Here is a 25,597-nt window from a genome sequence, read left to right as displayed (position 1 = left end):
TGGTTTTTACGTGCAGAATCGGTTTCGCTAGTGGCATGCCAGCCGCTTAGCCTCACCGGGCACTGGAATGAGCCCGCGGGTTTGACGCCTTGACGACGCCGGGGTTCCGGTACCGCAGCTCACCCGCCTGTTACGGAATCGAATGATGACCCGCATTATATTCCCTCTTCTGTGTGCCGCCGCGATGCTGTTCGCAAGCCCGGCAATGTCCCAGTCCGACACCTTCGCACCGAACGCGCCGGACACCTATACGGTGCAGCGTGGCGACACGCTGTGGGGCATCGCCCAGCGTTTCCTGCAACAGCCCTGGCGCTGGCCGGAGGTGTGGCAGATCAACCGGGACGAGGTGAAGAACCCGCATCTGATCTATCCCGGACAGGTCATCATCCTCGACCGCAGCGCCGGACGACTGTCCATCGGTCGCGTCATCACTGATCAGAAGCTGTCGCCGCAGGTGTACTCCGAGTCAGTCGAAGAGGCCATTCCTAGCATCCCGTTGGCAGACATCGAGCCCTTCTTGGTGCGGCAACTCATCGTCGACCAGAACGATCTGGCTGGGGCGGGAACCGTCATCGCCACAGACAGCCAGCGCGTTTACACCGGTGAAGGCGACACCATCTTCGCCAAAGATATCCCCCCTGGGGAGGGCGCGTGGCAAGTTTTCCGCCCCGTACGGCCGGTTATCGACCCGGTCACCAAAGAAACTCTGGCCTATGAAGCGCACTATCTTGGCGAAGCCGTGGTTACAGAGGATGCGCGCCCTTCGGCCGCCAGCCGGGGAGTTCCCGCAACACTGAGAATCACCAGCGCGGTGGAGGAGATCGGAGCTAAGGATCGCCTGATGCGCATCGATCAACCGCGCATCTTGTCTTATGCACCGCGCACTCCCGACGCTGAAATCGACGGCCGTCTGATCGGCATCTATCGGGGCGTAGCCGAAACTGGCCGCAACAATGTTGTCACACTCAATATCGGTTCCCGCGAAGGCCTTGAAGTTGGTCATGTCCTCGCACTGCACAGAAATCGAGGAACCATTGCATTCAGCAATGACGATAATCGCCGAAGCAAGGAACAGTTCGACCTACCCGACGCCCGCTACGGCGTTGCGTTCGTCTTCCGGGTCTTCAATCGCGTGGCCTACGCGCTGGTGATGGACACCGACGGACACGTCTCGGTGGGAGACCGCGTCAGTCGGCCCTGATGGATGAGCGCGAGGCCTGGCTGCGTCTGACCCTGACGCCGGGCGTCGGCGCAGCTGCACAACGCAGCCTGCTGTCGGCGCTCGGCCCTCCCGCACAGATTTTTTCCGCCGGGCGCGGCACGCTCGCCGGAATCGTCGGGCGCGAGATTGTCGACGCGCTGCTGGCCGGGCCTGAGCCGACGCAACTCGAAGCCGCCCTAACCTGGCTCACCGAGCCGGATCACCACCTCGTCACACTGGCCGATGCCGTCTATCCGCCCGCTCTGCTCGAAATTCCCGACCCTCCGACTGTCCTGTATGTGATCGGCGCCCCCGAGCGCTTGAGCCAACCCGCCATCGCAGTGGTCGGCGCACGTTCTGCCACGCCACAGGGCATCGACAATGCGCACGCCTTCGCCCGTGCGCTGGCCGGGTCCGGACTCACGATCGTCAGCGGACTTGCCCTGGGAATCGACACAGCAGCCCATCGCGGCGCACTCGAGGCTACCAACGGACAGACCGTCGCCGTCATCGGCACCGGCGCCGATCGAGTCTATCCGGCACGCAATCGCGATCTGGCACACCGCATCGCCGCACGTGGCGCCATCGTCAGCGAGTACCCGCTCGGGACCCCGCCGCTGGCCCAAAACTTTCCGCGTCGCAATCGCATCATTGCCGGTCTTGCGCGCGGCGTGCTGGTGGTTGAAGCCGCCACCGACAGCGGCTCGCTGATCACCGCGCGGCTGGCCAGCGAGAACGGCCGGGAGGTGCTGGCCATCCCGGGCTCCATTCATTCCCCGCTGTCACGTGGCTGCCACCGCTTGATTCGCGACGGGGCCAAGCTGGTTGAAACCGCCGCCGATGTGCTGGACGAATTGCGCTGGAACACCACGACCAGTCGCGTACTGGAGAAGCCCGCCAGCCCCCCGCCCGCCGACCCGCAGAACGCCGCCGTACTCGAATCCATGGGCTTTGACCCGGTCACACCGGAGTGCCTGGTCAAGCGTTGCGGCTTGACGCTCGATGCGCTGTACGCCATCCTGCTCGCGCTGGAACTTGACGGCCGTGTTGCCAGTCTCCCCGGTTCCCGCTTCCAGCGACTCTGATTCACGCCCCCATTTCCATGTTCGACATCCTCGTCTATCTCTTCGAAAACAATCTCCATCCCGAGTCCTGCCCGGCCGACGGGGAGCTCGCCGGCACGCTGGCGGACGCCGGCTTTGACGACGAGGAGATCTCCGAGGCGCTCAACTGGCTGTCGGAACTGCGCGAGATCGCAACCGTGCCGATGGCGCGAGCGCCTCAAGCAGACTCGATCCGCATCTTCACGGCGGACGAAGAGGCGCGTCTGGACGTGGAATGCCGCGGCTTTCTGGCTTTCCTGGAGAGCAGCGGTGCGCTCGACGCAGGTACGCGCGAGCTGGTCATCGGCCGGGCGCTTGCGCTCGAGGGCTTTCGCCTCGACGTGCACCGCCTCAAGGTCATCGTGCTGATGGTGCTGTGGCAGCAGGAACGCCCGCTCGACGTGCTGATTCTCGACGAGCTGCTGACCGGCGCCGAAGACGCCGAAGACGCACTTTTGCAGTAGTCCGATTCCCGCGCATGCTTGCACGGCCTGAACAGGCCTGCTTATGATGCGCCGCACATACAGGGCCGGCATAAAGCCGGCCTCAATCAATTGAAGGGAGCAAAACGCTCCCGCAAGGCTGGCCAACAGGCATGAGCAAGCAACTGATCATCGCGGAAAAACCCTCGGTCGCGCAGGACATCGCCCGCGCACTGGGAGGGTTCACCAAGGAAAAGGACTACTTCGAATCAGAGGAGTACGTCCTGTCCTCGGCGGTCGGCCATCTGCTCGAACTGGCCGTGCCCGAGGAATTCGAAGTCAAGCGCGGCAAATGGACCTTCGCCCATCTGCCGATGATCCCGCCGCACTTCGCGCTCAAACCCATCGAGAAGACCGACGACCGGCTCAAACTGCTCACGCGGCTGATCAAGCGCAAGGACGTGGACGGCCTCATCAACGCCTGCGACGCGGGACGCGAGGGTGAGCTGATCTTCAACTTCATCGCCGAACACTCCAAGACCAAGAAACCGGCGCGCCGCTTGTGGCTGCAGTCGATGACGCCCGCCGCCATCCGCGACGGCTTCGCCAGTCTGCGCAGCGCCGAGGAAGTCGAAGGCCTGCGCTCCGCGGCCGTGTGCCGCGCCGAATCCGACTGGCTGGTCGGCATCAACGGCACGCGCGCCATGACCGCCTTCAACTCCAAGAGCGGCGGTTTCCACCTGACCACGGTCGGCCGTGTGCAGACGCCGACGCTGGCCATCGTGGTCGAGCGCGAGAACCGCATCCGCAAGTTCAAGTCGCGCGACTACTGGGAGATCGAAGCCGAGTTCGGCTGCAAGGCCGGCACCTACACCGGCCGCTGGTTCGACGAAGGTTTCAAGCGCCCCGAGGGTGACGAGCACGCTACCGCCTTCCGTCTGTGGGAGAAGGAAAAGGCCGACGCCATCCGGGCCACCTGCGAAGGCAAGCCGGGTGAAGTCACCGAAGAGGCCAAGCCCACCACGCAGATGTCGCCGCTGCTGTTCGACCTGACCAGCCTGCAGCGCGAGGCCAACGGCCGCTTCGGTTTCTCGGCGCGCGCCACGCTGCAGATCGCGCAAGCACTGTACGAGCGTCACAAGGTGCTGACCTATCCGCGTACCGATGCCCGCGCGCTGCCCGAAGACTATGTGCAGACCGTCAAGGACGTGCTGCGCGAGCTGCCGCAGGCCTACGCCCCGTTCGCCAACGAAATCACCAAGAACGACTGGGTCAAACCGAACAAGCGCATCTTCAACAACGCCAAGATCTCGGATCACTTCGCCATCATCCCGACCGGCGTCGTGCCCAAAAGCCTGTCCGAACCCGAGCAGAAGCTCTACGACCTGGTCGTGAAGCGCTTTCTCGCGGTGTTCTTCCCGGCGGCCGAATTCCGCGTCACGACACGCATCACGCGCGTCGAAAAGCACGCCTTCAAGACCGAAGGCAAGGTGCTGGTCAAGCCGGGCTGGCTGGCGATCTACGGCAAGGAAGCCGTCACTGAGGAAGGCGGCGGTGACCAGCTCGTGGCGGTCGACCAGCACGAGAAGATCAGCACCGACGAAATTGCCGTGAAGGCCCTGCAGACCAAGCCGCCGGCACGCTACAACGAAGCCACGCTGCTGTCCGCCATGGAAGGCGCCGGCAAGATGGTCGACGACGAGGAGCTGCGCGCCGCCATGAGCGAACGCGGTCTCGGCACGCCAGCCACGCGCGCGCAGACCATCGAAGGCCTGATCACCGAGCAATACCTGCACCGCGAGGGCCGCGAGCTGATTCCGACCGCCAAGGCCTTCTCGCTGATCACCCTGCTCAAGGGCCTGGGCGTCAATTCTCTGACTTCACCCGAGCTGACCGGCGGCTGGGAGCACAAGCTCGCCCGCATGGAGCGCGGAGACCTGTCGCGCGAAGCCTTCATGGCCGAGATCGCCGACATGGCGCGCGACATCGTCGACAAGGCCAAAAGCTACGAATCGGACACCGTGCCGGGCGATTTCGCCACGCTCAAGGCGCCGTGCCCGAAGTGCGGCGGGGTGGTGAAGGAGAACTACAAGAAGTTCGCCTGCCAGAAGTGCGACTGGAGCGCATGGAAGATCGTCGCCAGCCGCCAGTTCGAGATCGACGAGATCGAGACGCTGCTGACCGAACGCCGTGTCGGCCCGCTGATGGGCTTCCGCAGCAAAATGGGCCGGGCCTTCAACGCCGAGATCAAACTCAACGACGAACATCAGCCGGAATTCGACTTCGGCCAGCCCAAAGAGGGTGAGGAAGCCGAAGCGCCCGACTTCTCGGACCAGCAGCCGCTCGGCGCCTGCCCGAAGTGCCAGAGCAAGGTCTTCGAGCACGGCATGTCCTACGTCTGCGAGAAGTCTGTCGGTCCGGACAAGAACTGCGATTTCCGCTCCGGCAAGATCATCCTGCAACAGCCGATCGAGCGCGAACAGATGGTGAAGCTGCTCACCGACGGCAAGACCGATCTGCTCAAGGGCTTCGTCTCCAGCCGCACGCGCCGCAAGTTCTCGGCTTTCCTGGCACGCGGCAAGGATGGCAAGGTCGGCTTCGAGTTCGAGCCGCGCAAGCCCAAGGCCGACGCCAAGGACGGCGAGGCCGAGACCCCGAAGAAGAAGCGCGCCGCCAAAGCCTGATTCCGGACCTCCCATGCAAAAGGCCTTGCCGTTTCCGGCAAGGCCTTTTTTGTATGCGGTAGCAGCGCTTACTTGTTGTCGAGCAGGCTGCGCAACATCCAGGCGGTCTTCTCATGCACCTGCATGCGCTGCGTCAGCAGGTCGGCGCTGGGTTCGTCAGCCGCCGCATCCACCACCGGCATCAGACTGCGCGCGGTCTTGATGACGGCTTCCTGCCCCTTCACGAGGTGGCGGATCATCTCGTCGGCCGACGGCACGCCCTTGGGCTCCTTCAGGCTGCTCAGTTTGACGAACTCGGCATACGTGCCCGGCGCCGGAAAACCCAGAGAACGGATGCGCTCGGCGATTGCATCCACTGCCAGCGCCAGTTCGGTGTACTGCGTCTCGAACATCAGATGCAGGGTGTTGAACATCGGGCCGGTGACGTTCCAGTGGAAGTTGTGCGTGGTCAGGTACAGCGTGTAGCTGTCGGCCAGCAGACGCGACAGACCGTCCGCGATCTGTGCACGATCCTTCTTGTTGATGCCGATATCGATATCCATTCAGTTCTCCATTCAGACAGGTCGGCTGCCAGTGGCGCCGACGACAAGACCATGTTACGGGCGTGGTTTGGGAAAGGCCAATTGAAAACCCCCAAGAGCCTCATCAAGACACTTGATGAGGCTCAGGCGGCTTCCTCGACCACCGTTCGACCAACCGGCCGCACCCCGGGCAGACCGCATTCATGGATGGCCAGACGCAGCACGTCGATGGCGCCGCTGCGCGGATAGGTCACGCGCCAGGCCAACGCCACGCGCCGCGTTGGCTGCGGCTCGGCGAAGGGACGCACGGCCACCAGCGCATTGTTCTCCTGCAGCTCATCAGCTGCAGAACTGGGCAGGATGGTGACGCCTAGACCGGAAGCCACCATGTGCCGGATGGTCTCCAGCGAACTGCCTTCGAGTGTGCGCTGCAGCCCGCCGACATTGCGGCACTGCGGGCAGACCTCCAGCACCTGGTCGCGGAAACAGTTGCCGGCGCCGAGCAGCAGCAACTGGTCGTCGGCCAGCTTGTCGGCCTCGATGGTCTTCTCGCTGGCCCAGGCATGGCCCGCCGGCAGCAGCACGCGGAAGGGCTCGTCATACAGCGGCTGCGCCACCACGCCGGCCTCCTCGAAGGGCAGGGACAGGATCACTACATCCAGTTCGCCGCGCTTGAGCTGCTCGACCAGCACATGCGTGAAGTTCTCCTGGATCACCAGCGGCATCTTCGGCGCGTGCTTGCGCATCAGCGGAATCAGGCGCGGCAAGAGATAGGGGCCGATGGTGTAGATCACGCCGATACGCAACGGGCCGGACAGCGGATCCTTGCCGGCAGAGGCGATCTCGGGGATCAATGCGGCTTCGACCAGCACCTTTTCGGCCTGGTTGACGATACGCTGACCCACCGCAGTGATCTTGACCTCGGTCGCGCTGCGCTCGAACAACTGCACGCCCAGCTCTTCTTCGACCTTTTTGATCGCGACCGACAAGGTCGGCTGACTGACATGGCAACGCTCGGCAGCCCGTCCGAAATGGCGTTCGCGGGCAAGCGCCACGAGATAGCGCAGGTCGGTGAGGGTCATGGATGAAACTCCTGTCTGGGTGCCGCGCGGAGAACTTTGCAGCGCCGGGGAAATACGCCGGACAAAGGATACGACAGCTTTGCAGGCAGCAGCATGGGAACGCACGGGGCGCCTCGGCGTCTACCCCAACGCTTCAGAACCTTTCGGAGGACAGGCATTCATGCGCCATTCGCTTTCACGCACCGTCGTTGCGCTGTGCATCGCGCTCGGAACGGCTTTGCTGACCATTCCCTCGACCGCCTTCACGGCCGCGCCGGACACCCAGACACTGGTCAAACCCAACCGCTTCGGTTTGCCGGATTTCGGTGATCTGGTGGCCGAGGTCTCGCCCGCGGTGGTCAACATCAGCGTCGTGCATACCCAGACCGCAAGTGGCCCGGGTTCGTTCGCCGAAGACCCGATGTTCGATCTGCTGCGGCGTTTCGGCATCCCGCTACCCAACATGCCGGGGCCCAACGGTCAGGGCCCGCAATCGCGCGGGCCGCAGATCAGCCGCGGCATCGGCTCGGGCTTCATCATCAGCGACGACGGCTATGTGCTGACCAACGCACACGTGGTCAGCGAGCGCGGTACGGATACCGAAGTCACGGTACGCCTGCTTGACCGCCGCGAGTTCAAGGCCAAGGTCATCGGCACCGACCCGCGCACCGACATTGCCGTGCTCAAGATCGAAGCCAGTGGTCTGCCCACGGTGAAACTGGGCGACCCGGAACAAGCGCGCGTCGGTGAATGGGTGGTGGCTGTAGGCTCGCCCTTCGGCTTCGACTCCACCGTCACCGCCGGCATCATCTCGGCCAAGGCGCGCCGCCTGCCGAGCGAAACCTACGTGCCGTTCATCCAGACCGACGTCGCCATCAACCCCGGCAACTCGGGCGGTCCGCTGTTCAACCTGGCCGGCGAGGTGATCGGCATCAATGCACAGATCTACTCGCGCTCGGGCGGCTTCATGGGCATTTCCTTCGCCATCCCGATCGACGTCGCGCTCAACGTGAAAGACCAGCTCGTCGAGTTCGGGCGCGTCCAGCGCGGCCGACTGGGTGTGCTGATCCAGCCGGTGGACAAGGATCTGGCCCAGACCTTCGGCCTGTCCGAACCGCATGGCGCACTGGTGTCCCGTGTCGAACCCGATTCCGCCGCGGCCCGTGCGGGACTGCAACCGGGCGACATCATCACCGGTGTAGGCGGCATGCGTGTCGAGGAATCGACGGATCTGCCGCGCATCATCGGCGAGAAGCGTCCCGGCACGAAGGTGCAGCTCGACGTCTGGCGTGAGCGCAGCAAGAAGCGCATCACCGCCACGCTGGATGAAATGCCCGCCGACGACACACCGCTCGCCGCACCGAGCGCCGTCCCCGAACCCAACGACAGCGTCGCCACGCTCGGTCTGCGCGGCCGCAACATCGATCCGGCCGAAGCCGGTCGGCTCGGCATTCCCGGTGGCGTGCTGGTCGAAAGCGTCAGCGGAGCCGCCGCCAAGGCCGGCCTGATCGCCGGTGACATCGTGCTCGCGCTGAACAATCAGGGCGTGGCCAATCTGGCCGAATTGCGCACGCGCGTGGAATCCGCGGGCAAGCGCTTCGCGCTGCTGGTACAGCGCGGTGACGGGCGCATCTTCCTGCCGGTGACGCTGGACTGACACCTGGTCCCGCAAGCAAAACGGCCGGCATTGCGCCGGCCGTTTTTTGTTTACACGCGGAAGCGCGCCACCGCCTCCTGCAGCCGCGCCGCCAGATCTTCGAGCTGACGCGCCGCCGACACGGTGCGATCGATGGCGGCATTGTTGTCTCGCGCCATGCGGGCAATCTCCTCGATGCTGCCGCTCACGCTGTCCGACGACTGGCGCTGCGAGGCCGCCGACGCGGCGATGTCGTCCAGCCCGGCGCCGACTTCGGCCACCAGCGCATTCGCCGCATCGAGCACCTCCGACACCTTGCCGGCCGCCGCACGGCTCGACTCGATGTGGCCGATGCCCTGCGTCAGCGATTTCTGCACGGCCTTCGATTGATTCAGGATCTCGTGCGTGATCTTGTCGATCTCTCCGGCCGACATCGCCGACTTCTCGGCCAGTTTGCGCACCTCGTCGGCGACCACCGCAAAACCGCGGCCCTGCTCGCCGGCGCGTGCGGCCTCGATGGCAGCGTTGAGCGCCAGAAGATTGGTCTGCTCGGCGATCTCACGCACCTCGCTGGTCATGCCGGTGATGGAGCCGGCAGACTGCACGAAGGCGTCAATCAACTCTGCCAGGTTCTGCACCGCCGACTCGACGTGCGAAACCTCACCGATCAGGTGCTGCAGGCTGGCCTTGCCCTCGGCCGAACGCGCCAGGCTCTCGCGTGAGCGCTCGCGCACCTGCTCGGTGCTGGCCGCGATCTGGCCGATATCACTGGCCAGCTCCTCGACAGCCACCGCGGCACGCTCGGACTGGTCGTTCTGACGGTGCGAGCCCTGCGCCACGCGGCTGGCATCCTCCGCCAGCTCACGCGCTGAACGCGTCACCACGCCGGCTGACTCGCCGACGTTGCGTACCAGGTCGGCAATCGTGCCGAGCATTCGGTTGAACGTGCCGGCCGTCCGCCCGATTTCGTCATCGCCATCCACCGGCAGACGCCGCGTCAGGTCACCACCGCCCTGCGCCAGCTCGGCCAGCGTGTCGGAGAGATGGCTCATCGGGCGCGTCACGACACGGCGGATGAAGAAGTACACGAAAGCCATCAGGGGCAGGGAAGCCAGCAGCGCAAAGATGATGCTCTCGTTGCGCAAACGCGCGACGGCCTCGTTGGCGCGATCGAGCGATACGCGCATCGACACCGCGCCCAAGGGCGTACCCTCAGTCACCTGGTGGCACATCAGGCAGTTCTTGCCGAGGTAGTTGGCGCTCGCCCGTGACGGCACAACCACGCGCAAATGCTCGCCGTGCTGCGCATCGGATTCGACGCGCACCACCGCCTCACCGCCCGCCAGCACCGCGCGCTCGGCATCGTCGGAGGCCGTTTCGCCGGCCTTGCCGGGCCCGAAAGCCTTGCTCACCGCCTCGGCACGCAAGACCTTGAGGTCGCGTAACACCACCAGCTCCTTGATCTGGTCGAGGAACACGTCGCGCTGATCCACCGTGCCGGTGATCATCATGCCGGTGAGTCCCGCCATGGTCATTTCGTGGATGGTCATGGCGAACGCCTCCGCCTGCTGAACGGCGTTGCGGCGGTTGCTGTGGGTCTCCCATGCGATCAGGCTGCCCCAGGCAATCAACAGCATCAGCCAGATCGCGCCGGTCAAGCGCATCCAGATCGGGGTGTCGGAAAAACGGGACGACATGGGCAGGCTTCCAGAAGGCACCGCACAGGCGGCGTGATTGTTATGACAGCATGAGGGTCTTTACGGCCACCACCCTGCATTCTTGAGGCCTGCAGGGTATGCGGCCATGCCGTTGCAATTGCTGATCCAGATCAGATAGATTCGAACCAAATGCGCCAATCACGGTCATTTCGCCGTTGCTGCAACGCAGCGGCTAGCTGTCCCCACCCACTCTCAGGAGCAACAAGATGAAGAAAACCCTGCTCGCCGCAGCTCTCGGCCTGATGGCGCTCGCCGTCACCGGTGCCGCCAGCGCCCAGTCCGCCTCGGACATGATCAAGTACCGCCAGTCCGGCTACAGCTTCATGTCGTGGAATATGGGCAACATCAAGGCCCAGCTCGAAGGCGCCAACTACGACCAGGCGCGCGTGGCCGCTGCCGCCAACGTCATCGCCTCCATCGCCAACTCCGGCATGGGCGCGCTGTATGCACCGGGCACCGACAAGGGCACGGGCTGGAAGGAAACCCGCCTGAAGTCGGAGTTCTTTGCCGAGCAGGACAAAGTGCGTGAAATCGCGATCAACTTCGTCCAACAGGCGAACAAGCTGCAGCAAGTTGCCGCCAACGGCGACAAGGCTGCTGTCGCCGCCCAGTTCGGCGAGGTCGGCAAGGCCTGCAAGGCCTGTCACGACAATTACCGCGAAAAGGAATAAGGCTCCGACCTCAGCAGAACGGCCACCCGAGGGTGGCCGTTCTGCTTTGTGGCTGGCGCGGTGAGATGCTCACCACCCCAGATTTGTCGGAGCAGGCGGCGGCGGAGGGGGCAACAAGGTGCCGCTTGCAGCCCACACCGCCCCCAGCGCCACGATCAGCGCAATGACAAAGGCAGCGGCACCGCCACCACGCGCTTCGCGGTGCTCACCCTCGACCAGCTTGCGACCGGTAATCATCGGAGTGAGGATGTCGTCGCGTTTTGCGCGCACGTAGTACAGCACCGCCATCACGTGCAACGCGACGAGCCCGTACAGAAACCACTCGCCCTGACGGTGCAGACCCGACAGCCATCCGCTGGTATCCGACGACACGGCCGGCACCAGCGGGCCGTTGAAGGCGATGTCATCGTTCGAGAACAGGCCGGTGCCGACCTGGAAGGCCACGACGCCCAACAGCGCCAGCACCGACAGCGCGCCGAGCGGGTTATGGCCCACACCGTTCCATCGCCCGGCCAGATAGTCGCGGATGGCGCGCGGCCCCGGCACGAAATCGGTGAAGCGGGCATAGGTCGAGCCGACCACGCCCCACGCAATGCGGAACACCACGAGACCGAGGATGGTCAGCCCGATGCGGCCGTGCCACAGCATCGCGTTGCCGCCGATCTTGACCGTCACCACCGCGGCAACGATCAGCGCGGTAAGCGACCAGTGGAACAGCCGGGTCGGCAGATCCCAGACCTTGATGCTGCGTTGGCTCATGCTTTCTCCGTCGAGGTTCGCGTAGCGAGAAATTCACCGAGGATGCGGGCGGTATGTGACCGCAGCTCGGTGCGAACGGTTTCCAGCGGCCCCTGCGCGACGATCTCGCCACCGCCGTCACCACCTTCCGGCCCAAGATCGATCAGCCAGTCGGCTTCGGCCATCACGTCCAGATCATGTTCGATCACCAGCACCGTGTGGCCGGCATCCGCCAGCCGGTGCAGCACGTGAATGAGCTTCTCGACATCCGCCATGTGCAGTCCCACGGTGGGCTCATCGAGCACATACAGCGTGTGTTTTTCGGGCGGCAGCGGGCGGCCGCCGGTGGCTTCGGACTCCCCGGCACGCCCGCGCACCTTCGCGAGTTCCGTGACCAGCTTGATGCGCTGCGCCTCGCCGCCCGACAACGTCGGGCTGGGCTGGCCCAGCGTGAGGTAGCCGAGGCCGACGTCCTGTAGCAACTTCAGCGGATGCGCCACCGACGGGTGCGCGGCGAAGAACTCCACCGCCTCGTCCACCGGCATGTCCAGTACCTCCGCCGCCGACTTGCCACGCCATTGCACCGCCAGCGTTTCGGCGTTGAAACGTTTGCCTCCGCAGGATTCGCAGGGCAGCTTCACGTCGGGCAGGAAGTTCATCTCGACCGTGACCTGGCCCTGACCCTGACACACCGGGCAGCGCCCGGCGCCGGTGTTGAAGGAGAAGCGCGAGGCGTTCCAGCCGCGCGTCTTGGCGTCGAAGGTCTCCGCGAACAGCTTGCGGATGATGTCCCAGAAGCCCACGTAGGTGGCCGGGCAGGAGCGCGGCGTCTTGCCGATGGGCGTCTGGTCGACCTCCAGCACACGCCCGATGAATTCAGCACCTTCGATGCGCGCGCAGCCAAGCACCGGCTGCGCTGTTTTAGCGCCGACCACACGCTGCAGATTGGTCAGCAGCACGTCGCGCGCCAACGTGGACTTGCCCGAACCCGACACCCCGGTGACCACCGTCAGCCGGCCCAGCGGCACGCGCGCTTCGACGCCCTTCAGGTTGTGCAGATTCGCGCCGCGTACGACCAGCGCCGGATGCTCGTCCGGCACGGCACGGCGCGGATGCAGCGGATGCAGCAGCGGCGCGCGCAGACAGCGGCCGGTAGCGGACTCGGGCGCAGCCATCAGGTCCGCCAGCGAGCCCTGGGCGGTGACGCGGCCACCCCGCACGCCGGCACCGGGGCCCAGATCGATGACATGGTCGGCGCGGCGGATGGTGTCTTCATCGTGCTCGACCACCAGCAAGGTATTGCCCCGGTCGCGCAGCGCCTCCAGCGTGTCGAGCAGCAGACGGTTGTCGCGCGGGTGCAGGCCGATGGTCGGCTCGTCGAGGATGTAGCACACGCCGCGCAGGTTAGAGCCGAGTTGCGCCGCCAGCCGGATGCGCTGCGCCTCGCCACCGGACAGCGTCGGCGCGCCGCGGTCGAGCGCGAGGTAGCCCAAGCCGACCTTGTGCAGGAATTCCAGCCGGCCGCGGATCTCGCTCACCAGATCGCGGCCGATGTCGACCTCGCGCCCCGCCAACTCGATGGCCTCGAAGAAGCCCGCCACCTTGTCGACCGCAAAGGACGACAGCTCGTGGATGCCCAGATCGCGGAAACGCACGGCACGCGCCACCGGATTCAGGCGGGCGCCTTCGCAGGCCGGGCAGGTCTCGTCCGCAACATGCTCGTCCTCGGCCAGATCAAGCGCATTGGGGTCTTCGATGCGGCCCGATACCTTCTGCCCGGTACCGAAGCAGCTCGCGCACCAGCCGTGCTTGGCGTTGTACGAAAACAGCCGCGGGTCCGGCTCGGGGAAGCTCGTGCCGCAGCACGGGCAAGCGCGCTTGGTCGAGAAAGTCACCGGCTGCGCGTCCAGCGCCCCCAGGCGCAGCACCTTGACCACGCCCTTGCCGTGTTCCAGTGCGGTTTCCAGCAGTTCGCGCAGGCGCGCCTCGTTGGCGGCTTTGGGCACCAGCATGCCCACCGGCAGATCGATGTTGTGTTCCTGATAGCGGTCCAGCCGCGGCCACTTGGTGGTCGGCAGGTACTTGCCATCCACGCGCAGCTGCTCGAAGCCCTTGCCGCGCGCCCACTTGGCGAGATCGGTGTACAAACCCTTGCGGTTCACGATCAGCGGCGCCAGCAGCTCCACCGACTCGCCGGCAAAATCCTTGCCGATCTGCGCGGCGATGGCGTCGAAGCTCTGCGGCAGCACCGGCACCTCGCATTCCGGGCAGTACTGCGTGCCGAGCTTGACGTAGAGCAGGCGCAGGAAGGGCTGGATCTCGGTCAGCGTGCCGACCGTGCTCTTGCGCCCGCCGCGGCTCACGCGCTGCTCGATGGCCACCGTGGGCGGAATGCCGGTGACGTTGTCCACCTCCGGTCTTGCCGCCGGCTGCACGAACTGGCGCGCATAGGCATTGAGCGATTCCAGATAACGCCGCTGCCCTTCACCGAACACAATGTCGAAGGCCAGCGTGGACTTGCCGGAGCCGGACAGCCCGGTGATCACCGTGAACTTGTCGCGCGGGATATCTAGGCTGACGTTCTTGAGGTTGTGCTCGCGCGCGTGGCGGATGGAGATGGCCGGCGTCGGCACGGCGCGGTACTTCGCCGCCGCCTCGTCCGCCTTGGGCAGACCAACGGCGGCGAGCGCGGCGCGGTAATCGCGCATGGCCCGGCCGGTGTGCGAAGCCTCGACGAGCATCACCGCTTCGGGCGTGCCGCTGGCGACAAGTTCTCCACCGGCCTCGCCGCCCTCGGGGCCGAGGTCGATCAGCCAGTCCGCCGCCAGCAGCACGTCGAGGTTGTGCTCGATGACGACCAGCGCGTGACCCGCGTCGAGCAGCTTGTCGAAGGCCGCGAGCAAGGTGGCCACGTCGGAAAAATGCAGGCCGGTGGTCGGCTCGTCGAACAGGAACAGCAGACGTTCGGTTTTTGTCTTGGCCGTCTTGCGCTTGCCGGCGCGCTGCGCCGCCTCGGCCAGATGGCCGGCCAGCTTCAGGCGCTGCGCCTCGCCGCCCGACAGCGTCGGCACCGGCTGGCCCAGACGCAGGTATTCCAGCCCGACGTCGGCCAGCGGCGCCAGCGCGGCCAGCACATCCTTCTCGCCGGCGAAGAACTCCAGCGCCTCGGAGACGGTCATCTCCAGCACGTCGGACACGGATCTGCCGCGCCACTCCAGCTCCAGCACTTCCGGGCGATAACGCTTGCCGTCGCAGTCCGGACAGCGCAGATAGACGTCGGACAGGAACTGCATCTCGACATGCTCGAAGCCCGAGCCGGTGCAGGTCGGGCAGCGGCCGGTGCCGGTGTTGAAGCTGAAGGTGCCGGGCGTGTAGCCACGCGTCTTCGCCTCGGGCAGCGCGGCGTAGCGCTTGCGGATGGCGTCCCACGCGCCGACATGGCTGACCGGCATGGAGCGCGCGCTCTTGCCGATCGGCGACTGGTCGACCATCACAACGCCAGCCAGATGCTCGACGCCATCCAACCCGGCGCAGGCGTCGGCCGGCAGCTCGGACGACACGCTCTCGCCGAAGTGGCGCGCCAGCACCGGGTACAGCACGTCCTGCATCAGCGTGGACTTGCCCGAACCGGACACGCCGGACACGCACACCAGATGGCCCAGTGGAATCGTCACGTCCACGCCGCGCAGGTTGTGCAGGCGCGCACCGCGCAAGCTCAGCGCCGGGCCGTCGCCTGCCACCGGCCGCGCCTTGCGGGCGATGTCCACGCGCTCGCGCCCGGCCAGATAGGCGCCAGTGCGCGAAGCCTTGTCCGCCGCGACCTCGGCCGGCGTGGCATAGGCTACGATCTGCCCGCCGCGCTCGCCGGGGCCGGGGCCGATGTCGAGCAGGCGGTCGGCCGCCAGCATGATCTGCGGATCGTGCTCGACCACCACCAGCGTATTGCCGGCGTCACGCAGCCGCGTCATGACGCCGAGAATGCGGTCGATGTCACGCGGGTGCAGGCCGATGCTGGGCTCGTCGAGCACAAACAGCGTGTTCACCAGCGAGGTGCCGAGCGCCGTGGTGAGGTTGATGCGCTGCACCTCGCCGCCCGACAGCGTGCGCGACTGGCGGTCCAGCGTGAGGTAGCTCAAGCCCACGCGGTCGAGGTAATCCAGCCGGCTGCGCACCTCGCCGAGCAGCAGTTCGGTGGCTTCGTCCAGCGGCTTGGGCAGTTCCAGCGAGTCGATGAAGTCACGCACACGGGCGATCGGCAGCGCCATCAGTTCATGGATGGCCTGCCCGCCCAACCGCCACAACAGCGCCTCGGGCTTGAGCCGCGCGCCGTGGCAGGCCGGGCATTGCGTATAGCTGCGGTAGCGCGACAGCAACACGCGGATGTGCATCTTGTAGGCCTTGGTCTCCAGCCAGTCGAAGAAGTGACGCACGCCGTACCACTTCTTCGGCCATGAGGATTTCCAGCTCTTCCAGGTCTCGTCGCCTTCCAGCACCCAGCGGCGATGCTCGGGCGACAGGTCACCAAACGGCACGTCCAGCGGCACGCCGTATTTCGGCGCCATCTTGACCAGGTCGTCCTGGCTCTCAGCGTAGCTCTTGCTCTGCCACGGCTTCACCGCACCTTCGCGCAGCGTCTTCGATTCGTCCGGCACGACCAGCCCGAAATCCACGCCGATCACGCGCCCGAAACCGCGGCAGGTCTCGCACGCACCGATCGGAGAATTGAACGAGAACAGCCCCGGCGTGGGGTCGGCGTAGTGGATGTCGCAGTCGGCGCAATGCAGGTCGGTCGAGAAGCGCCAGGTGGCATCCTCGGCATGGACGCTCATGCGCCCCTTGCCGCGCACCAGCGCCGCCTCGATGGCCTCCGCCACCCGCGCCGATTCGGCATTCGAATGGCGGAAACGGTCCTGCACCACGTGCAGCACGTCGCCGTCCGCGCCGGTTTCGCGCGACTGGATGCGGGTGTAGCCCTGCGCGGCGAGCAGTTGCTCGACTTCCGCCTCGGAAAAGTTGTGCGGCACCGGCACCGGAAAGCTCAGCACCAGCCGCGGATCCTCTGCCTTGCTGCGCTCGGCCAGTGCGCGCGCAATGCTCTCCGGGTCGTCGCGCCGCACCACGCAACCACAGCCGCGGCAATGCAGATGCGCCGCACGCGCATACAGCAGCTTGAAGTGGTCGGACAGCTCGGTCATGGTGCCGACCGTCGAGCGCGAACTGCGCACCGGGTTGGTCTGGTCGATCGCAATCGCCGGCGGCACGCCCTCGATGCGATCCACTTGCGGCTTGTCCTGGCGGTCGAGAAACTGCCGCGCGTACGGCGAGAAGGTCTCGACGTAACGCCGCTGCCCCTCGGCATACAGCGTGTCGAACACCAGCGAGGATTTGCCCGAGCCGGACACCCCGGTCACCACCGTCAGCTCGTTGAGCGCAATGTCGAGCGAGAGGTTGCGCAGATTGTTCTGGCGCGCACCGCGGATGCGGATCGAGTCGGTCATGAAGGAGCCGGAAAGGGAGAGGAGCGGGGTCTGATTCTATCGTCCGGAGCGGGTTCCCGACGCCTGCGGTTTTGCGAACCAAGACACCTTCATCGCGGCGTAACCCGCATGCGGCAGCGTTGTGCTCCCGTGACCCGACCTGCTCCCGACCATGCACCCGGCCAAGACCGAACTCGCCCGCACTGCATTGGCCGTGCGCGACCCCGCGCTGGGCCCCGCCGAGCGCCGGCTGCTGATCCTGTGCGACGGCAAGCGTCCGCCTGATGAACTCACCGCGCTGCTCGGCCCCGGCACGCCCGACACGCTCGAACGGCTGCGGGAACAAGGTTTTCTGAGCTGGACACAGATCGCAGAAGCACCACCAGAGCCGCCACCGCCCGAGGCAGGGGCGGCGCCCATCGCGCCCGAACCGACCGCAACGACCCGCAACCGCCGCTCGGCCGCCATCGCAAAAATCTACGTCACCGACATGCTCAACCTGATGCGCCGCGACGACGCCAACGCCATGTCGGCCCGCCTGCACGCCGCCACCGCAGAAGCCGAAGTCATGAGCACCATCGACGCCACGCTGCGCTTCATCGCCGAAATATCCGGCACACGCTACGCCCGCAAAATCGCCAGCCGCGTAGCCGAAGTCGCACCCGAAGCCTGGCTCGCCGAGCCGGATTCAACGCTCGCCGAGTTCGCCGCCGGCGACGCCGAGCAGGTCTGAGCTGCGTAGGTCGTGTTGAGCCACAGGCGAAATACGACAACGGCGGTTGATTCAGGCGCTGCAGTCGCACCGCTACGCTCATCGCGACCTACGGCTGAACGCTCAGTCTTCCGACGCCCCGAACTTCGCAAACACCTCGGCACCCGTCATGTCGTGTGTCTTGTTGGCAAACGCGTAATGCGCCGGCTTCTCGTCGATGAACACCTGATGATCGAAGCGCCAGTCGCCGTCCTCCAGCAAGCCCAGCGGAAACGCATAGAAGCCACTCTGCTTCAGCCGGTAGAACAGATGCGTACCGCAGTTGCTGCAGAATCCGCGCTCCGCCCACTCCGAAGAGTCGTACGTCCTGATGTGTTCCGCACCTTCGATGGCCGGCGTCTCGGCACACTCCACCGCCAGCATCGGCCCGCCGCCCCATTTGCGGCAAATGCCGCAATGGCAAGCACCGTAGACCCGATCCTTCACTGTCGCGCGCAGCTTCACGCCGCCGCACAGGCACGCGCCTGCAACCGATCCTTCGGACATGACTTCGTCCTCCTTCTCAAGTGAAGCCCAAAGCATAGCAATGTGTCGCATGCCACACTGAAAGCGGAGGAAAGCCATGCCTGACGACAAGCCCATCACCGTCTTCTACGACGGCGCCTGCCCGCGCTGCAGACGCGACCGCGCGAACTACGAGCGGCTTGCAGGCGAGAGCGGGCGTAACGTGGAGTGGTGCGACATCACCGGACGGGACGATGCCTTGCGGGCCGAGGGTATCGACCCGGCGCTGGCCTTGCGCGAGTTGCATGTGCGCTCGCCGGACGGGCGGGTGCTGCGCGAGCTCGATGCCTACATCCTGCTGATGTCGCGGGTGTGGGTGATCAAGCCGCTGGCCTGGCTGATCGGTCTGCCGGGCGTACGCGGGCTGTGTTCGCGGGCGTATCGGGCCATGGTGGACCGGCGGCTGCGGCGCGAGGGGCGGGGTTGAAGCCCTCGCGCCGCAGCGCGGCTTACATCACCGAGCGGGTGAAGTTGGCCAGCTCGGGCGTCTGCGGATCGTTCAGGATCACCTTGGGGTCACCGCTTTCGTGGATGCGGCCCTGGTGCATGAAGATCAGCTTATTGCCGACATCGCGCGCGAAGCGCATCTCGTGCGTGACCATGATCAGGGTCATGCCTTCATCGGCCAGCTGACGCACCACTGCCAGCACTTCGCTGACCAGTTCGGGGTCGAGCGCGGAGGTGATCTCGTCGCACAGCAGCACGCTGGGGTTCATGGCCAGCGCACGGGCAATCGCCACACGCTGTTGCTGGCCGCCGGAGAGCTGGTCGGGGAAGCTGTCGAACTTGTCGGACAGTCCGACCTTGGCGAGCACCTCGCGGGCAATCGCTTCGGCCTCGCCTTTGGGCGTCTTCTTGACGACGGTGGGCGCCAGCATCACGTTCTGCCCAGCGGTGAGATGCGGAAACAGGTTGAACTGCTGGAACACCATGCCGACTTTCTGGCGCAGCGCGCGCAGGTCGCCCTTGCCGCCATGCAGCGCAGTGCCGTCGACCACCAGCTCACCGTCGTCGATGGTTTCGAGTCCGTTGATGGTGCGCAGCAAGGTACTCTTGCCCGAGCCGCTGCGGCCGATCAGAGCGATGACATCACCCTTCTCGACCGTCAGGTCGATGCCCTTGAGCACGTGGTTGCTGCCGAAATGCTTGTGCAGGGCAGTGATCTTAACGAGCGACATGGAACTTCCTCTCCAGGTGCTTCGCATACAGCGAAAGTGGATAGCACAGCGCGAAGTAGCCGACCGCCACCAGACCGAACACGAGGAATGGCTGGAAGGTGGCGTTGGCGAGCATCGAGCCGGTCTTGGTGAGTTCGGAGAAGCCGATGATCGAGGCCACGGCCGTGCCCTTGACCACCTGCACCGAGAAACCGACGGTGGGCGGAATGGCCAGACGCATGGCCTGCGGCAGGATCACGTAACGCATCTGCTGCGTGAAGCCCAGCGCCAGGCTGGATGAGGCTTCCCACTGGCCGCGCGGCACGGCCTCGACGCAACCACGCCAGATCTCGGCCAGATAGGCGCTGGTAAACAGCGTCAGACCGAGGGCTGCAGCGGTCCAGGGCGACACATTCACGCCAAACAGCGGCAAGCCGAAGAAGACGATGAACAACTGCATCAGCAGCGGCGTGCCCTGAAAGACCTCGATGTAGGCCTTGGTAAGCCATTGCAGGGCGCGGCTGCGCGAGATGCGCAGGAACAGGATCAGCAGACCCACTGCGCCACCCAATGCGAAAGCGATCAGCGACAGCGCGAGCGTCCATTGGGCGCCTTGGAGCAGGTTGCGGACAATGTCCCAGGTGGTGAATTCGACGAACATCAGCGCGCCCTCCCGACGATCACGCGCTGCCCGAACTGCATCAGCAGCCAACGCACGAACACCGACATGGCGAAGTACATGGCGGTGGCCACGAAGAAGGTTTCAAAGGCGCGGAAATTGCGTGACTGAAGATAGTTTGCCGCGAACGTGAGCTCTTCTGCTGCGATCTGCGAACAAACGGCCGACCCGAGCATGACGATGATGATCTGGCTGACCAACGCCGGCCACACCCGGGCCAGCGAGGGTCGCAACACCACATGCACGAAGATCTGCACACGATTGAGCGCGAGTGACGCCGCAGCCTCGATCTGCCCGCGCGGGGTCGCGATGATGCCGGCACGGATGATCTCGGTGGAATAGGCGCCGAGGTTGATGACCATCGCCAGAATCGAGGCCTCCCAGCCGCTCAGCTTTACGCCCAGCGACGGCAGACCGAAGAAGATGAAGAACAGCTGCACCAGAAACGGCGTGTTGCGGATGGCCTCCACATACACCCCGAAGGCCGCCGAGAAGGGCTGCACGTGCCAGGCACGGCAGATCGCCCCGACGATGCCGAGCGAGATGCCCAGCACCGCGCCGACGGCTGTCAGGCCCAGCGTGGCGGCGGCACCCTGCAGCAGCATTCCGGTGTTGTCGAACACCGGCGCAAAATCGAACTGGTAGGCCATGTGCACTCCCGATCCGGTGAATGTCAGACTCAGCGCGGGCCGGGCGCCGCAGGCGGCGACCGGCCCGAATGCGCTTACAGACCTTGCGGCAGCGGGGCCTTCAGCCAGCGCTGCGAGATTTCCTCAAGAGAGCCGTCGGTCTTGGCTTTGGCGATGATCTCGTTGACCTTGGCCATCAGCGCCGTCTCGCCCTTGGCAGTGGCGACGTAGCACGGCGAGTTCTTGATCAGGAACTTCGGCTCCAGACTGCGACGGCTCGTCATGTCGGCCACGGCTGCGGCGACCACGTTGCCGGTGGCGATGAAATCCACCTGCCCGGTGAGATAGGCCGAGATGGTCGAGTTGTTGTCCTCGAAGCGGCGCACCGTCACTTTCGACGACACGATCTTGCTCAGCTCCAGATCCTCGACCGCGCCACGCGTCACGCCCACGGTCTTGCCATCCAGGCCTTCAACCGCTTTGAGCTCGACGTCGGTCGGGCCGAACACGCCGTTGAAGAACGGCGCGTAGGCGTCGGAAAAGTCGATGACCTTCTCGCGCTCGGGGTTCTTGCCGAGGCTGGAGATCACCAGATCAACCTTTTCGGTGGTCAGGAAGGGAATGCGGTTGGTGCTGGTCACCGGCACCAGCTCGACCTTCACGCCCAGCTCCTTGCCGATCAGATTGGCCATGTCGATATCGTAGCCACGCGGCTTGAGGTCGGTGCCGACGCTGCCGAAGGGCGGAAAGTCCTGCGGCACGGCGACGCGCAGCGTGCCGTTCTTGAGCACGCTCTCGAGCGCATCGGCGTGGGCGGGCAAGGCAACGCATGCGAACAAGGCAGCGCCGGCGAGAAGGTTCTGGATGAAGCTGCGACGATGGATCTGCATGACATGACTCCTACGAACGGGTGAAGGAAGTTTCCGATCTGACGAACTCGATACCCGCCCTGCTGGCAGCGCTGTCCAGATGCGCCCGCATGGCCTGCGAAGCCTGCGCGGCATCACCCGCCTCGATGGCGACGAGGATGACGCGGTGCTCATCGGCCGGCGACCACATGCTGCCCACGTCGTTGAACGGCAGACGCAGGCTGTGGGCGATCTGGGCGCTGAACTGGGCCGCCACCGCACGCATCAGCGGGTTGCCCGACAGCTCAGCCAGTTGCAGGTGAAAGCGCAGATCCAGCTCCGAGGCCTGCACCAGGTCGCCCGCGCGCAGCGCGTCTTCCATCTCGTGCTGGATCGCCCACAAGGTTGCCACGTCCGCCTTCGATGCCCGCTGCGCCGCAAGACCGGCCCAGACCGGCTCCATGGCGTGGCGGAACTCGAACAGCGCGTGTGGCGGCGTTGCCGACGGTCCGGCCGGGAGGTGTGTCGGCCCCGGCTTGCTGCCCCAGGTGACGAAGACCCCCTTGCCGGCCTGAGAGCGCACCAGACCAAGCGCTTCGAGCATCGAGACCGCCTCGCGCAGCGAGGCTCGGCTGATGCTCAGGCTTTCGGCAAGGTCGCGCTGCGACGGCAAGGAAGCGCCCTGGGCAAACTCGCCCGAGACGATACGGCGTTGGAGCGCTTGAGCAGCGATGCTGGCAATACTGGGCATGGTCCTGTTTTCAAGATCGACAGATGGTTTTTAACTGGTCAGACCAGTCAGGCCAGTTAAAGCATCAGCCGTGCCAGAACGCATTTTTCCCGCTCATTGCAAGGAGAATGGGGGAGAAGAGAGCACGCCGGGAAGCGACGGACAGGCAAGAACGCACCATCGCGGCAAGCCACGAACTGCGTTGTGCCCCGGGATGGTGCGGAGGGAGATGGATGCAGGCGGCATCTGCTACCGGACCCAAAAGGTCCGGCGGCGGGCGGCCTGAAAACGGGACTGCTTGGCTACACGCTCAAGGACAGCGTCAGTTATTGCCCAGCCCGCGGAACACCGCGCACTGCGCAAACGCCTCGGCCGACAGCGGCAGTTGCTTGCTCTTGCAGAAGCGGGCGGTGAGCTTGAGCAGCTCCTTGATGTCACGGCCGCTGGCGTCACTGTAGGTGTCGGCCAGGGCTTCGATCAGCGTTTCGTCCAGCTCAACGTTGAACTGCTTTGCCAGCGTTTTCCACAGCCGCAGGGCGGCGTCGCGCGGCGGGACGTCGTACTTGATGGTGGCGATGCAGCGCGACAGGATGGCGTCATCCACATCGTCGTCGCGGTTGGTGGTCATGAACAGCAGGCCACTGAAGTACTCCAGCGTGCGCAGGAACTCCGCGACGATGGCGTTGTGCTGCAGATCATTGTCTCGGCAACGGATGTACACGTCGGCTTCGTCGAGCAACATGATGGCGTCCCAGCGCGAGGCGCGCTGCAGCACCGTCGACAAGTTGGCCTCGACCGATTCGGCGGTGATGCCGAGCTGGCCGGAGTGCACCCGGTACAACGGCTTGCCGACGACTTCGGAGTACACCTCGGCGGTCAGCGTCTTGCCCAGGCCCGGCGCACCCTGACACAGGATGATGGTGCCGCCGGATTTACCTTCGACGATGTCGTCCTGCAGCACTTCCATATCGGAGGTAAGTATGTCGATGAGGTCGCGGTGCGAATCGGGCAGCACCAGCTTTTCGCGCAGCTCGGGCTTGTACTCGTAGGGTTCGAGGTTCTGCACGTGCACCCACACATTGCGGTGCAGCTCGAGGTGGAACAGGTTCAGGTAGCAGTGCAGCGGCACACGCTCGAAACCACAGGGGATGCCCAGCTCGCGCCAGAAGGTGGTGTCGGCGTTGAAGTCAAAGCTGCGCTCGAGCACGCCTTCGTCGTTGACGCACTTGACCACCATGCCGCGCGGCAGCTTCATGAACTCGGTGTCCTGCGGCCCCTTGGCGAGGAACATGGCGTTGCGGCACGAGAACTGCATGCCGAAGCGCGGCTGCAGCTCAAGGAAACGGCGCTCGTGTTCGAGGTACTCGGTCTTGAGCTCTGCGGTTTCCTTGAAGTAACCACGCTCAGCCAGCAGATCGGGCACGGTCTTGCCCTGCAGGTCGTGCTTGTAGAAGACGATGGCGTTGGTCATGCCGCCGCCACGCTGGGTGGCGTCTTCGGTGACCTCGTTGTGGGCCGACCAGATGGTATTGGCCATCAGGCCGACGATGACGTAGGGCGATCCCTGGTCCGGATTGAACATGCGCACGTAGCTGACCAGCCACGGCAGCAGCACACCATCCTTGTTGCGGCGGTACAGCCAGCCGTCCTCGATGTCCTTGAACAGGTAGGCGACCAGTGCCGGGATGAACACTTCGAGGTTGTCCACCGCCATGCCGGCCGGCTCGCTTCGCATGCGGCGCAGTGCGGCAACCTGCAGCATGGTGGTGCGTTCGCCTGCGGCTTCGCACAGGCTGTGGAAAGTCTCCAGCGCGGGCGCGTCGAAGAGTTTGCTCGGCACTACACTGCGACCGTGATACACGGCGCATTCGGACAGCCGCTTGCCCAGCAGGCTGTCTGCATCGATGCTGCCCAGCAGCCGGTTGCGCAGGGTGTCTGAAATCTCGAGATCCATTGCCACTCCATCGCCGCAGCGTCGGTTCGCGCGGCACACCGGGGCCCTCACAGCCCCACAAACGAAAACGGCCTCCGGTTCCCGGAAGCCGCGAATCCTGTTCGGCGCAAGCCCTTGCGAGCCCGACCGCCGCGTCGGCGGCCGGGCCACTATAGATCAAGCCGCCATGCTTTGGAAGCCGCGGCGGCGCTGGTCTTTCAGAAGCTGTAGACCATGTTCACGCCGGTGATCTGGTCCATCTTCTTGCCACGTGCGCCTTCGATTGCGCTGTTGTGGCGGATGGTGTGCGAGAGCTTGGCGGAGATCGAATCGGTCACACGCAGCGTCAGCGAACTGATCGACTCGGTCCAGGTGTTGTCGTCGCCAAATTCCACGCGCAGGGTCTGCACGAACTTGGCGGTGTCCGAGATCTCATGCGCAAAGCGTCCGCCGACATACAGAATGGGCTCGGTTTGGCGCAGGCCGTCGGGGTTTTCGTCGTAGTTCGTCCTGCGAAAGCCGGCGCCGATTTCGCCTTCGAGCTCGCTCGCGCTCGATTCGTACAGCGTCCGGCCGTAGCCGCCGATCGTGCTCCAGCGCGCGAGAATGTCGGAGAAGCGGTCACGCTCGTAACGCACGGTGCCGAAGGCATAGGAGCGTTCGGTCAGCTCGCGACGCGGCTTGTAGCCCAGGCCGAGACGCTCGGCCGTCTTGTCACCGTCGGACTTGGCGTAATAAGCGTCGCCATAGAACTCGTGGGACCAGATTGCGTTTTCGTGCTTGAGGTCGAAGCGGGTATTGAGGCTGGTGTCCCGGCTGTTGCCGGCGGTGTTGGAGAAACCCAGTTCCAGTCCGCCAGTCCATCCCTCGGCGTGCACCGGCAGTGCGGTTGTCATCGCCAGAGTGGCGCTCAGCGCGAGCTTCTTCATGTTGTTCTCCTGTTCGGGTTGAGGGGTATCTGACCCGGACCGGAGGTTCCACGCGACCACACAGGGTCCAGGGAACGGCTCACCCTAGCAAAACAGGAGACGACCTTCAAAAGCACGCACGGCAGGGCCTGCGGCGCATCATGCAAACGGAATCGTGGCGCACGCAGCGCAGTTTCCTGCGCGA

The 25,597-nt window shown here is 65.1% G+C and carries 21 protein-coding genes; 8 read left to right on the top strand and 13 right to left on the bottom strand.

Going from position 1 to position 25,597, the window contains the following annotated elements; all coding sequences use genetic code 11:
* The first annotated feature begins 145 nt into the window (after positions 1-145).
* From AC6H0R_RS06145 to AC6H0R_RS06130, 4 genes are all read left to right on the top strand, one after another.
* The gene (locus tag AC6H0R_RS06145) at positions 146-1,201 is read left to right on the top strand and encodes a LysM peptidoglycan-binding domain-containing protein (protein ID WP_497580464.1); all 1,056 of its coding nucleotides are present in this window, start codon (positions 146-148) and stop codon (positions 1,199-1,201) included.
* Positions 1,201-2,286: a DNA-processing protein DprA gene (dprA, locus tag AC6H0R_RS06140; protein WP_497580463.1), complete on the top strand. Its 1,086-nt coding sequence runs from the start codon at positions 1,201-1,203 to the stop codon at positions 2,284-2,286. Before AC6H0R_RS06145 ends, dprA begins: the two co-directional genes overlap by 1 nt.
* A 17-nt stretch (positions 2,287-2,303) precedes the next feature.
* Entirely contained in the window at positions 2,304-2,768 is a 465-nt protein-coding gene (locus AC6H0R_RS06135; protein ID WP_497580462.1) for a Smg family protein, read from the top strand.
* Between the two features lie 131 nt (positions 2,769-2,899).
* The gene (locus tag AC6H0R_RS06130) at positions 2,900-5,410 is read left to right on the top strand and encodes a DNA topoisomerase III (RefSeq protein WP_497580461.1); all 2,511 of its coding nucleotides are present in this window, start codon (positions 2,900-2,902) and stop codon (positions 5,408-5,410) included.
* A gap of 68 nt (positions 5,411-5,478) precedes the next feature.
* On the opposite strand, the gene AC6H0R_RS06125 is transcribed toward AC6H0R_RS06130, so the two are convergent.
* Positions 5,479-5,952 carry a Dps family protein gene (locus tag AC6H0R_RS06125; protein ID WP_497580460.1) on the bottom strand — a complete coding sequence of 158 codons (474 nt, stop codon included), beginning with the start codon at positions 5,950-5,952 and terminating at the stop codon, positions 5,479-5,481.
* A 122-nt stretch (positions 5,953-6,074) separates the two neighbouring features.
* Positions 6,075-7,013 (bottom strand): hydrogen peroxide-inducible genes activator, encoded by a 939-nt coding sequence (locus AC6H0R_RS06120; protein ID WP_497580459.1) that lies wholly within the window; start codon positions 7,011-7,013, stop codon positions 6,075-6,077.
* A 160-nt stretch (positions 7,014-7,173) separates the two neighbouring features.
* On the opposite strand from AC6H0R_RS06120, the gene AC6H0R_RS06115 reads away from it, so the two are divergent.
* Positions 7,174-8,649 carry a DegQ family serine endoprotease gene (locus tag AC6H0R_RS06115; protein ID WP_497580458.1) on the top strand — a complete coding sequence of 492 codons (1,476 nt, stop codon included), beginning with the start codon at positions 7,174-7,176 and terminating at the stop codon, positions 8,647-8,649.
* Positions 8,650-8,699: 50 nt separating this feature from the next.
* On the opposite strand, the gene AC6H0R_RS06110 is transcribed toward AC6H0R_RS06115, so the two are convergent.
* Positions 8,700-10,325 carry a methyl-accepting chemotaxis protein gene (locus AC6H0R_RS06110; protein ID WP_497580457.1) on the bottom strand — a complete coding sequence of 542 codons (1,626 nt, stop codon included), beginning with the start codon at positions 10,323-10,325 and terminating at the stop codon, positions 8,700-8,702.
* 227 nt (positions 10,326-10,552) lie between these two features.
* Here AC6H0R_RS06110 and AC6H0R_RS06105 point away from each other — a divergent pair, with 227 nt between their 5' ends.
* Complete coding sequence (locus AC6H0R_RS06105; protein ID WP_497580456.1) at positions 10,553-11,017, top strand: c-type cytochrome; 465 nt, start codon at positions 10,553-10,555, stop codon at positions 11,015-11,017.
* Between the two features lie 69 nt (positions 11,018-11,086).
* On the opposite strand, the gene AC6H0R_RS06100 is transcribed toward AC6H0R_RS06105, so the two are convergent.
* Both AC6H0R_RS06100 and uvrA read right to left on the bottom strand, forming a co-directional pair.
* Positions 11,087-11,776 carry a cytochrome b/b6 domain-containing protein gene (locus AC6H0R_RS06100; protein WP_497580455.1) on the bottom strand — a complete coding sequence of 230 codons (690 nt, stop codon included), beginning with the start codon at positions 11,774-11,776 and terminating at the stop codon, positions 11,087-11,089.
* Positions 11,773-17,253 (bottom strand): excinuclease ABC subunit UvrA, encoded by a 5,481-nt coding sequence (gene uvrA / locus AC6H0R_RS06095; RefSeq protein WP_497580454.1) that lies wholly within the window; start codon positions 17,251-17,253, stop codon positions 11,773-11,775. The genes AC6H0R_RS06100 and uvrA overlap by 4 nt, the downstream gene beginning before the upstream one ends.
* Positions 17,254-17,404: 151 nt before the next feature.
* On the opposite strand from uvrA, the gene AC6H0R_RS06090 reads away from it, so the two are divergent.
* On the top strand, positions 17,405-17,965 hold the full coding sequence (locus AC6H0R_RS06090) for a hypothetical protein (protein WP_497580453.1): 561 nt from the start codon (positions 17,405-17,407) through the stop codon (positions 17,963-17,965).
* Between the two features lie 102 nt (positions 17,966-18,067).
* Here AC6H0R_RS06090 and AC6H0R_RS06085 read toward each other — a convergent pair whose 3' ends face one another.
* The gene (locus AC6H0R_RS06085) at positions 18,068-18,490 is read right to left on the bottom strand and encodes a GFA family protein (protein WP_497580452.1); all 423 of its coding nucleotides are present in this window, start codon (positions 18,488-18,490) and stop codon (positions 18,068-18,070) included.
* Positions 18,491-18,566: 76 nt separating this feature from the next.
* On the opposite strand from AC6H0R_RS06085, the gene AC6H0R_RS06080 reads away from it, so the two are divergent.
* The gene (locus AC6H0R_RS06080; RefSeq protein WP_497580451.1) at positions 18,567-18,935 is read left to right on the top strand and encodes a thiol-disulfide oxidoreductase DCC family protein; all 369 of its coding nucleotides are present in this window, start codon (positions 18,567-18,569) and stop codon (positions 18,933-18,935) included.
* Between the two features lie 22 nt (positions 18,936-18,957).
* On the opposite strand, the gene AC6H0R_RS06075 is transcribed toward AC6H0R_RS06080, so the two are convergent.
* The 7 genes from AC6H0R_RS06075 to AC6H0R_RS06045 all read right to left on the bottom strand — a co-directional run bounded on the left by AC6H0R_RS06075 (position 18,958) and on the right by AC6H0R_RS06045 (position 25,413).
* On the bottom strand, positions 18,958-19,686 hold the full coding sequence (locus AC6H0R_RS06075) for an amino acid ABC transporter ATP-binding protein (protein ID WP_497580450.1): 729 nt from the start codon (positions 19,684-19,686) through the stop codon (positions 18,958-18,960).
* A complete protein-coding gene (locus tag AC6H0R_RS06070; protein WP_497580449.1) occupies positions 19,673-20,326 on the bottom strand; it encodes an amino acid ABC transporter permease in 654 nt (217 codons plus the stop codon). Before AC6H0R_RS06070 ends, AC6H0R_RS06075 begins: the two co-directional genes overlap by 14 nt.
* Positions 20,326-20,994, bottom strand: coding sequence for an amino acid ABC transporter permease (locus AC6H0R_RS06065; protein WP_497580448.1), 669 nt, complete (start codon positions 20,992-20,994; stop codon positions 20,326-20,328). Before AC6H0R_RS06065 ends, AC6H0R_RS06070 begins: the two co-directional genes overlap by 1 nt.
* A gap of 74 nt (positions 20,995-21,068) precedes the next feature.
* Complete coding sequence (locus AC6H0R_RS06060; RefSeq protein WP_497580447.1) at positions 21,069-21,863, bottom strand: transporter substrate-binding domain-containing protein; 795 nt, start codon at positions 21,861-21,863, stop codon at positions 21,069-21,071.
* A 10-nt stretch (positions 21,864-21,873) separates the two neighbouring features.
* Positions 21,874-22,572: a FadR/GntR family transcriptional regulator gene (locus tag AC6H0R_RS06055; RefSeq protein ID WP_497580446.1), complete on the bottom strand. Its 699-nt coding sequence runs from the start codon at positions 22,570-22,572 to the stop codon at positions 21,874-21,876.
* 301 nt (positions 22,573-22,873) lie between these two features.
* Positions 22,874-24,505: an AAA family ATPase gene (locus AC6H0R_RS06050; RefSeq protein WP_497580445.1), complete on the bottom strand. Its 1,632-nt coding sequence runs from the start codon at positions 24,503-24,505 to the stop codon at positions 22,874-22,876.
* A gap of 197 nt (positions 24,506-24,702) precedes the next feature.
* Positions 24,703-25,413 carry a DUF481 domain-containing protein gene (locus tag AC6H0R_RS06045; protein WP_497580444.1) on the bottom strand — a complete coding sequence of 237 codons (711 nt, stop codon included), beginning with the start codon at positions 25,411-25,413 and terminating at the stop codon, positions 24,703-24,705.
* Positions 25,414-25,597: the final 184 nt, after the last annotated feature.

Source organism: Pseudazoarcus sp. NS36 (assembly GCF_059703705.1).
This window is presented reverse-complemented; position numbering and strand designations above follow the sequence as displayed.

Bases quoted from the DNA above. Each gene is read 5' to 3' on its own strand.
- AC6H0R_RS06145 (WP_497580464.1), top strand. From the start codon at position 146: ATGACCCGCATTATATTCCCTCTTCTGTGTGCCGCCGCGATGCTGTTC.
- dprA (WP_497580463.1), top strand. From the start codon at position 1,201: ATGGATGAGCGCGAGGCCTGGCTGCGTCTGACCCTGACGCCGGGCGTC.
- AC6H0R_RS06135 (WP_497580462.1), top strand. From the start codon at position 2,304: ATGTTCGACATCCTCGTCTATCTCTTCGAAAACAATCTCCATCCCGAG.
- AC6H0R_RS06130 (WP_497580461.1), top strand. From the start codon at position 2,900: ATGAGCAAGCAACTGATCATCGCGGAAAAACCCTCGGTCGCGCAGGAC.
- AC6H0R_RS06125 (WP_497580460.1), bottom strand. From the start codon at position 5,952: ATGGATATCGATATCGGCATCAACAAGAAGGATCGTGCACAGATCGCG.
- AC6H0R_RS06120 (WP_497580459.1), bottom strand. From the start codon at position 7,013: ATGACCCTCACCGACCTGCGCTATCTCGTGGCGCTTGCCCGCGAACGC.
- AC6H0R_RS06115 (WP_497580458.1), top strand. From the start codon at position 7,174: ATGCGCCATTCGCTTTCACGCACCGTCGTTGCGCTGTGCATCGCGCTC.
- AC6H0R_RS06110 (WP_497580457.1), bottom strand. From the start codon at position 10,325: ATGTCGTCCCGTTTTTCCGACACCCCGATCTGGATGCGCTTGACCGGC.
- AC6H0R_RS06105 (WP_497580456.1), top strand. From the start codon at position 10,553: ATGAAGAAAACCCTGCTCGCCGCAGCTCTCGGCCTGATGGCGCTCGCC.
- AC6H0R_RS06100 (WP_497580455.1), bottom strand. From the start codon at position 11,776: ATGAGCCAACGCAGCATCAAGGTCTGGGATCTGCCGACCCGGCTGTTC.
- uvrA (WP_497580454.1), bottom strand. From the start codon at position 17,253: ATGACCGACTCGATCCGCATCCGCGGTGCGCGCCAGAACAATCTGCGC.
- AC6H0R_RS06090 (WP_497580453.1), top strand. From the start codon at position 17,405: ATGCACCCGGCCAAGACCGAACTCGCCCGCACTGCATTGGCCGTGCGC.
- AC6H0R_RS06085 (WP_497580452.1), bottom strand. From the start codon at position 18,490: ATGTCCGAAGGATCGGTTGCAGGCGCGTGCCTGTGCGGCGGCGTGAAG.
- AC6H0R_RS06080 (WP_497580451.1), top strand. From the start codon at position 18,567: ATGCCTGACGACAAGCCCATCACCGTCTTCTACGACGGCGCCTGCCCG.
- AC6H0R_RS06075 (WP_497580450.1), bottom strand. From the start codon at position 19,686: ATGTCGCTCGTTAAGATCACTGCCCTGCACAAGCATTTCGGCAGCAAC.
- AC6H0R_RS06070 (WP_497580449.1), bottom strand. From the start codon at position 20,326: ATGTTCGTCGAATTCACCACCTGGGACATTGTCCGCAACCTGCTCCAA.
- AC6H0R_RS06065 (WP_497580448.1), bottom strand. From the start codon at position 20,994: ATGGCCTACCAGTTCGATTTTGCGCCGGTGTTCGACAACACCGGAATG.
- AC6H0R_RS06060 (WP_497580447.1), bottom strand. From the start codon at position 21,863: ATGCAGATCCATCGTCGCAGCTTCATCCAGAACCTTCTCGCCGGCGCT.
- AC6H0R_RS06055 (WP_497580446.1), bottom strand. From the start codon at position 22,572: ATGCCCAGTATTGCCAGCATCGCTGCTCAAGCGCTCCAACGCCGTATC.
- AC6H0R_RS06050 (WP_497580445.1), bottom strand. From the start codon at position 24,505: ATGGATCTCGAGATTTCAGACACCCTGCGCAACCGGCTGCTGGGCAGC.
- AC6H0R_RS06045 (WP_497580444.1), bottom strand. From the start codon at position 25,413: ATGAAGAAGCTCGCGCTGAGCGCCACTCTGGCGATGACAACCGCACTG.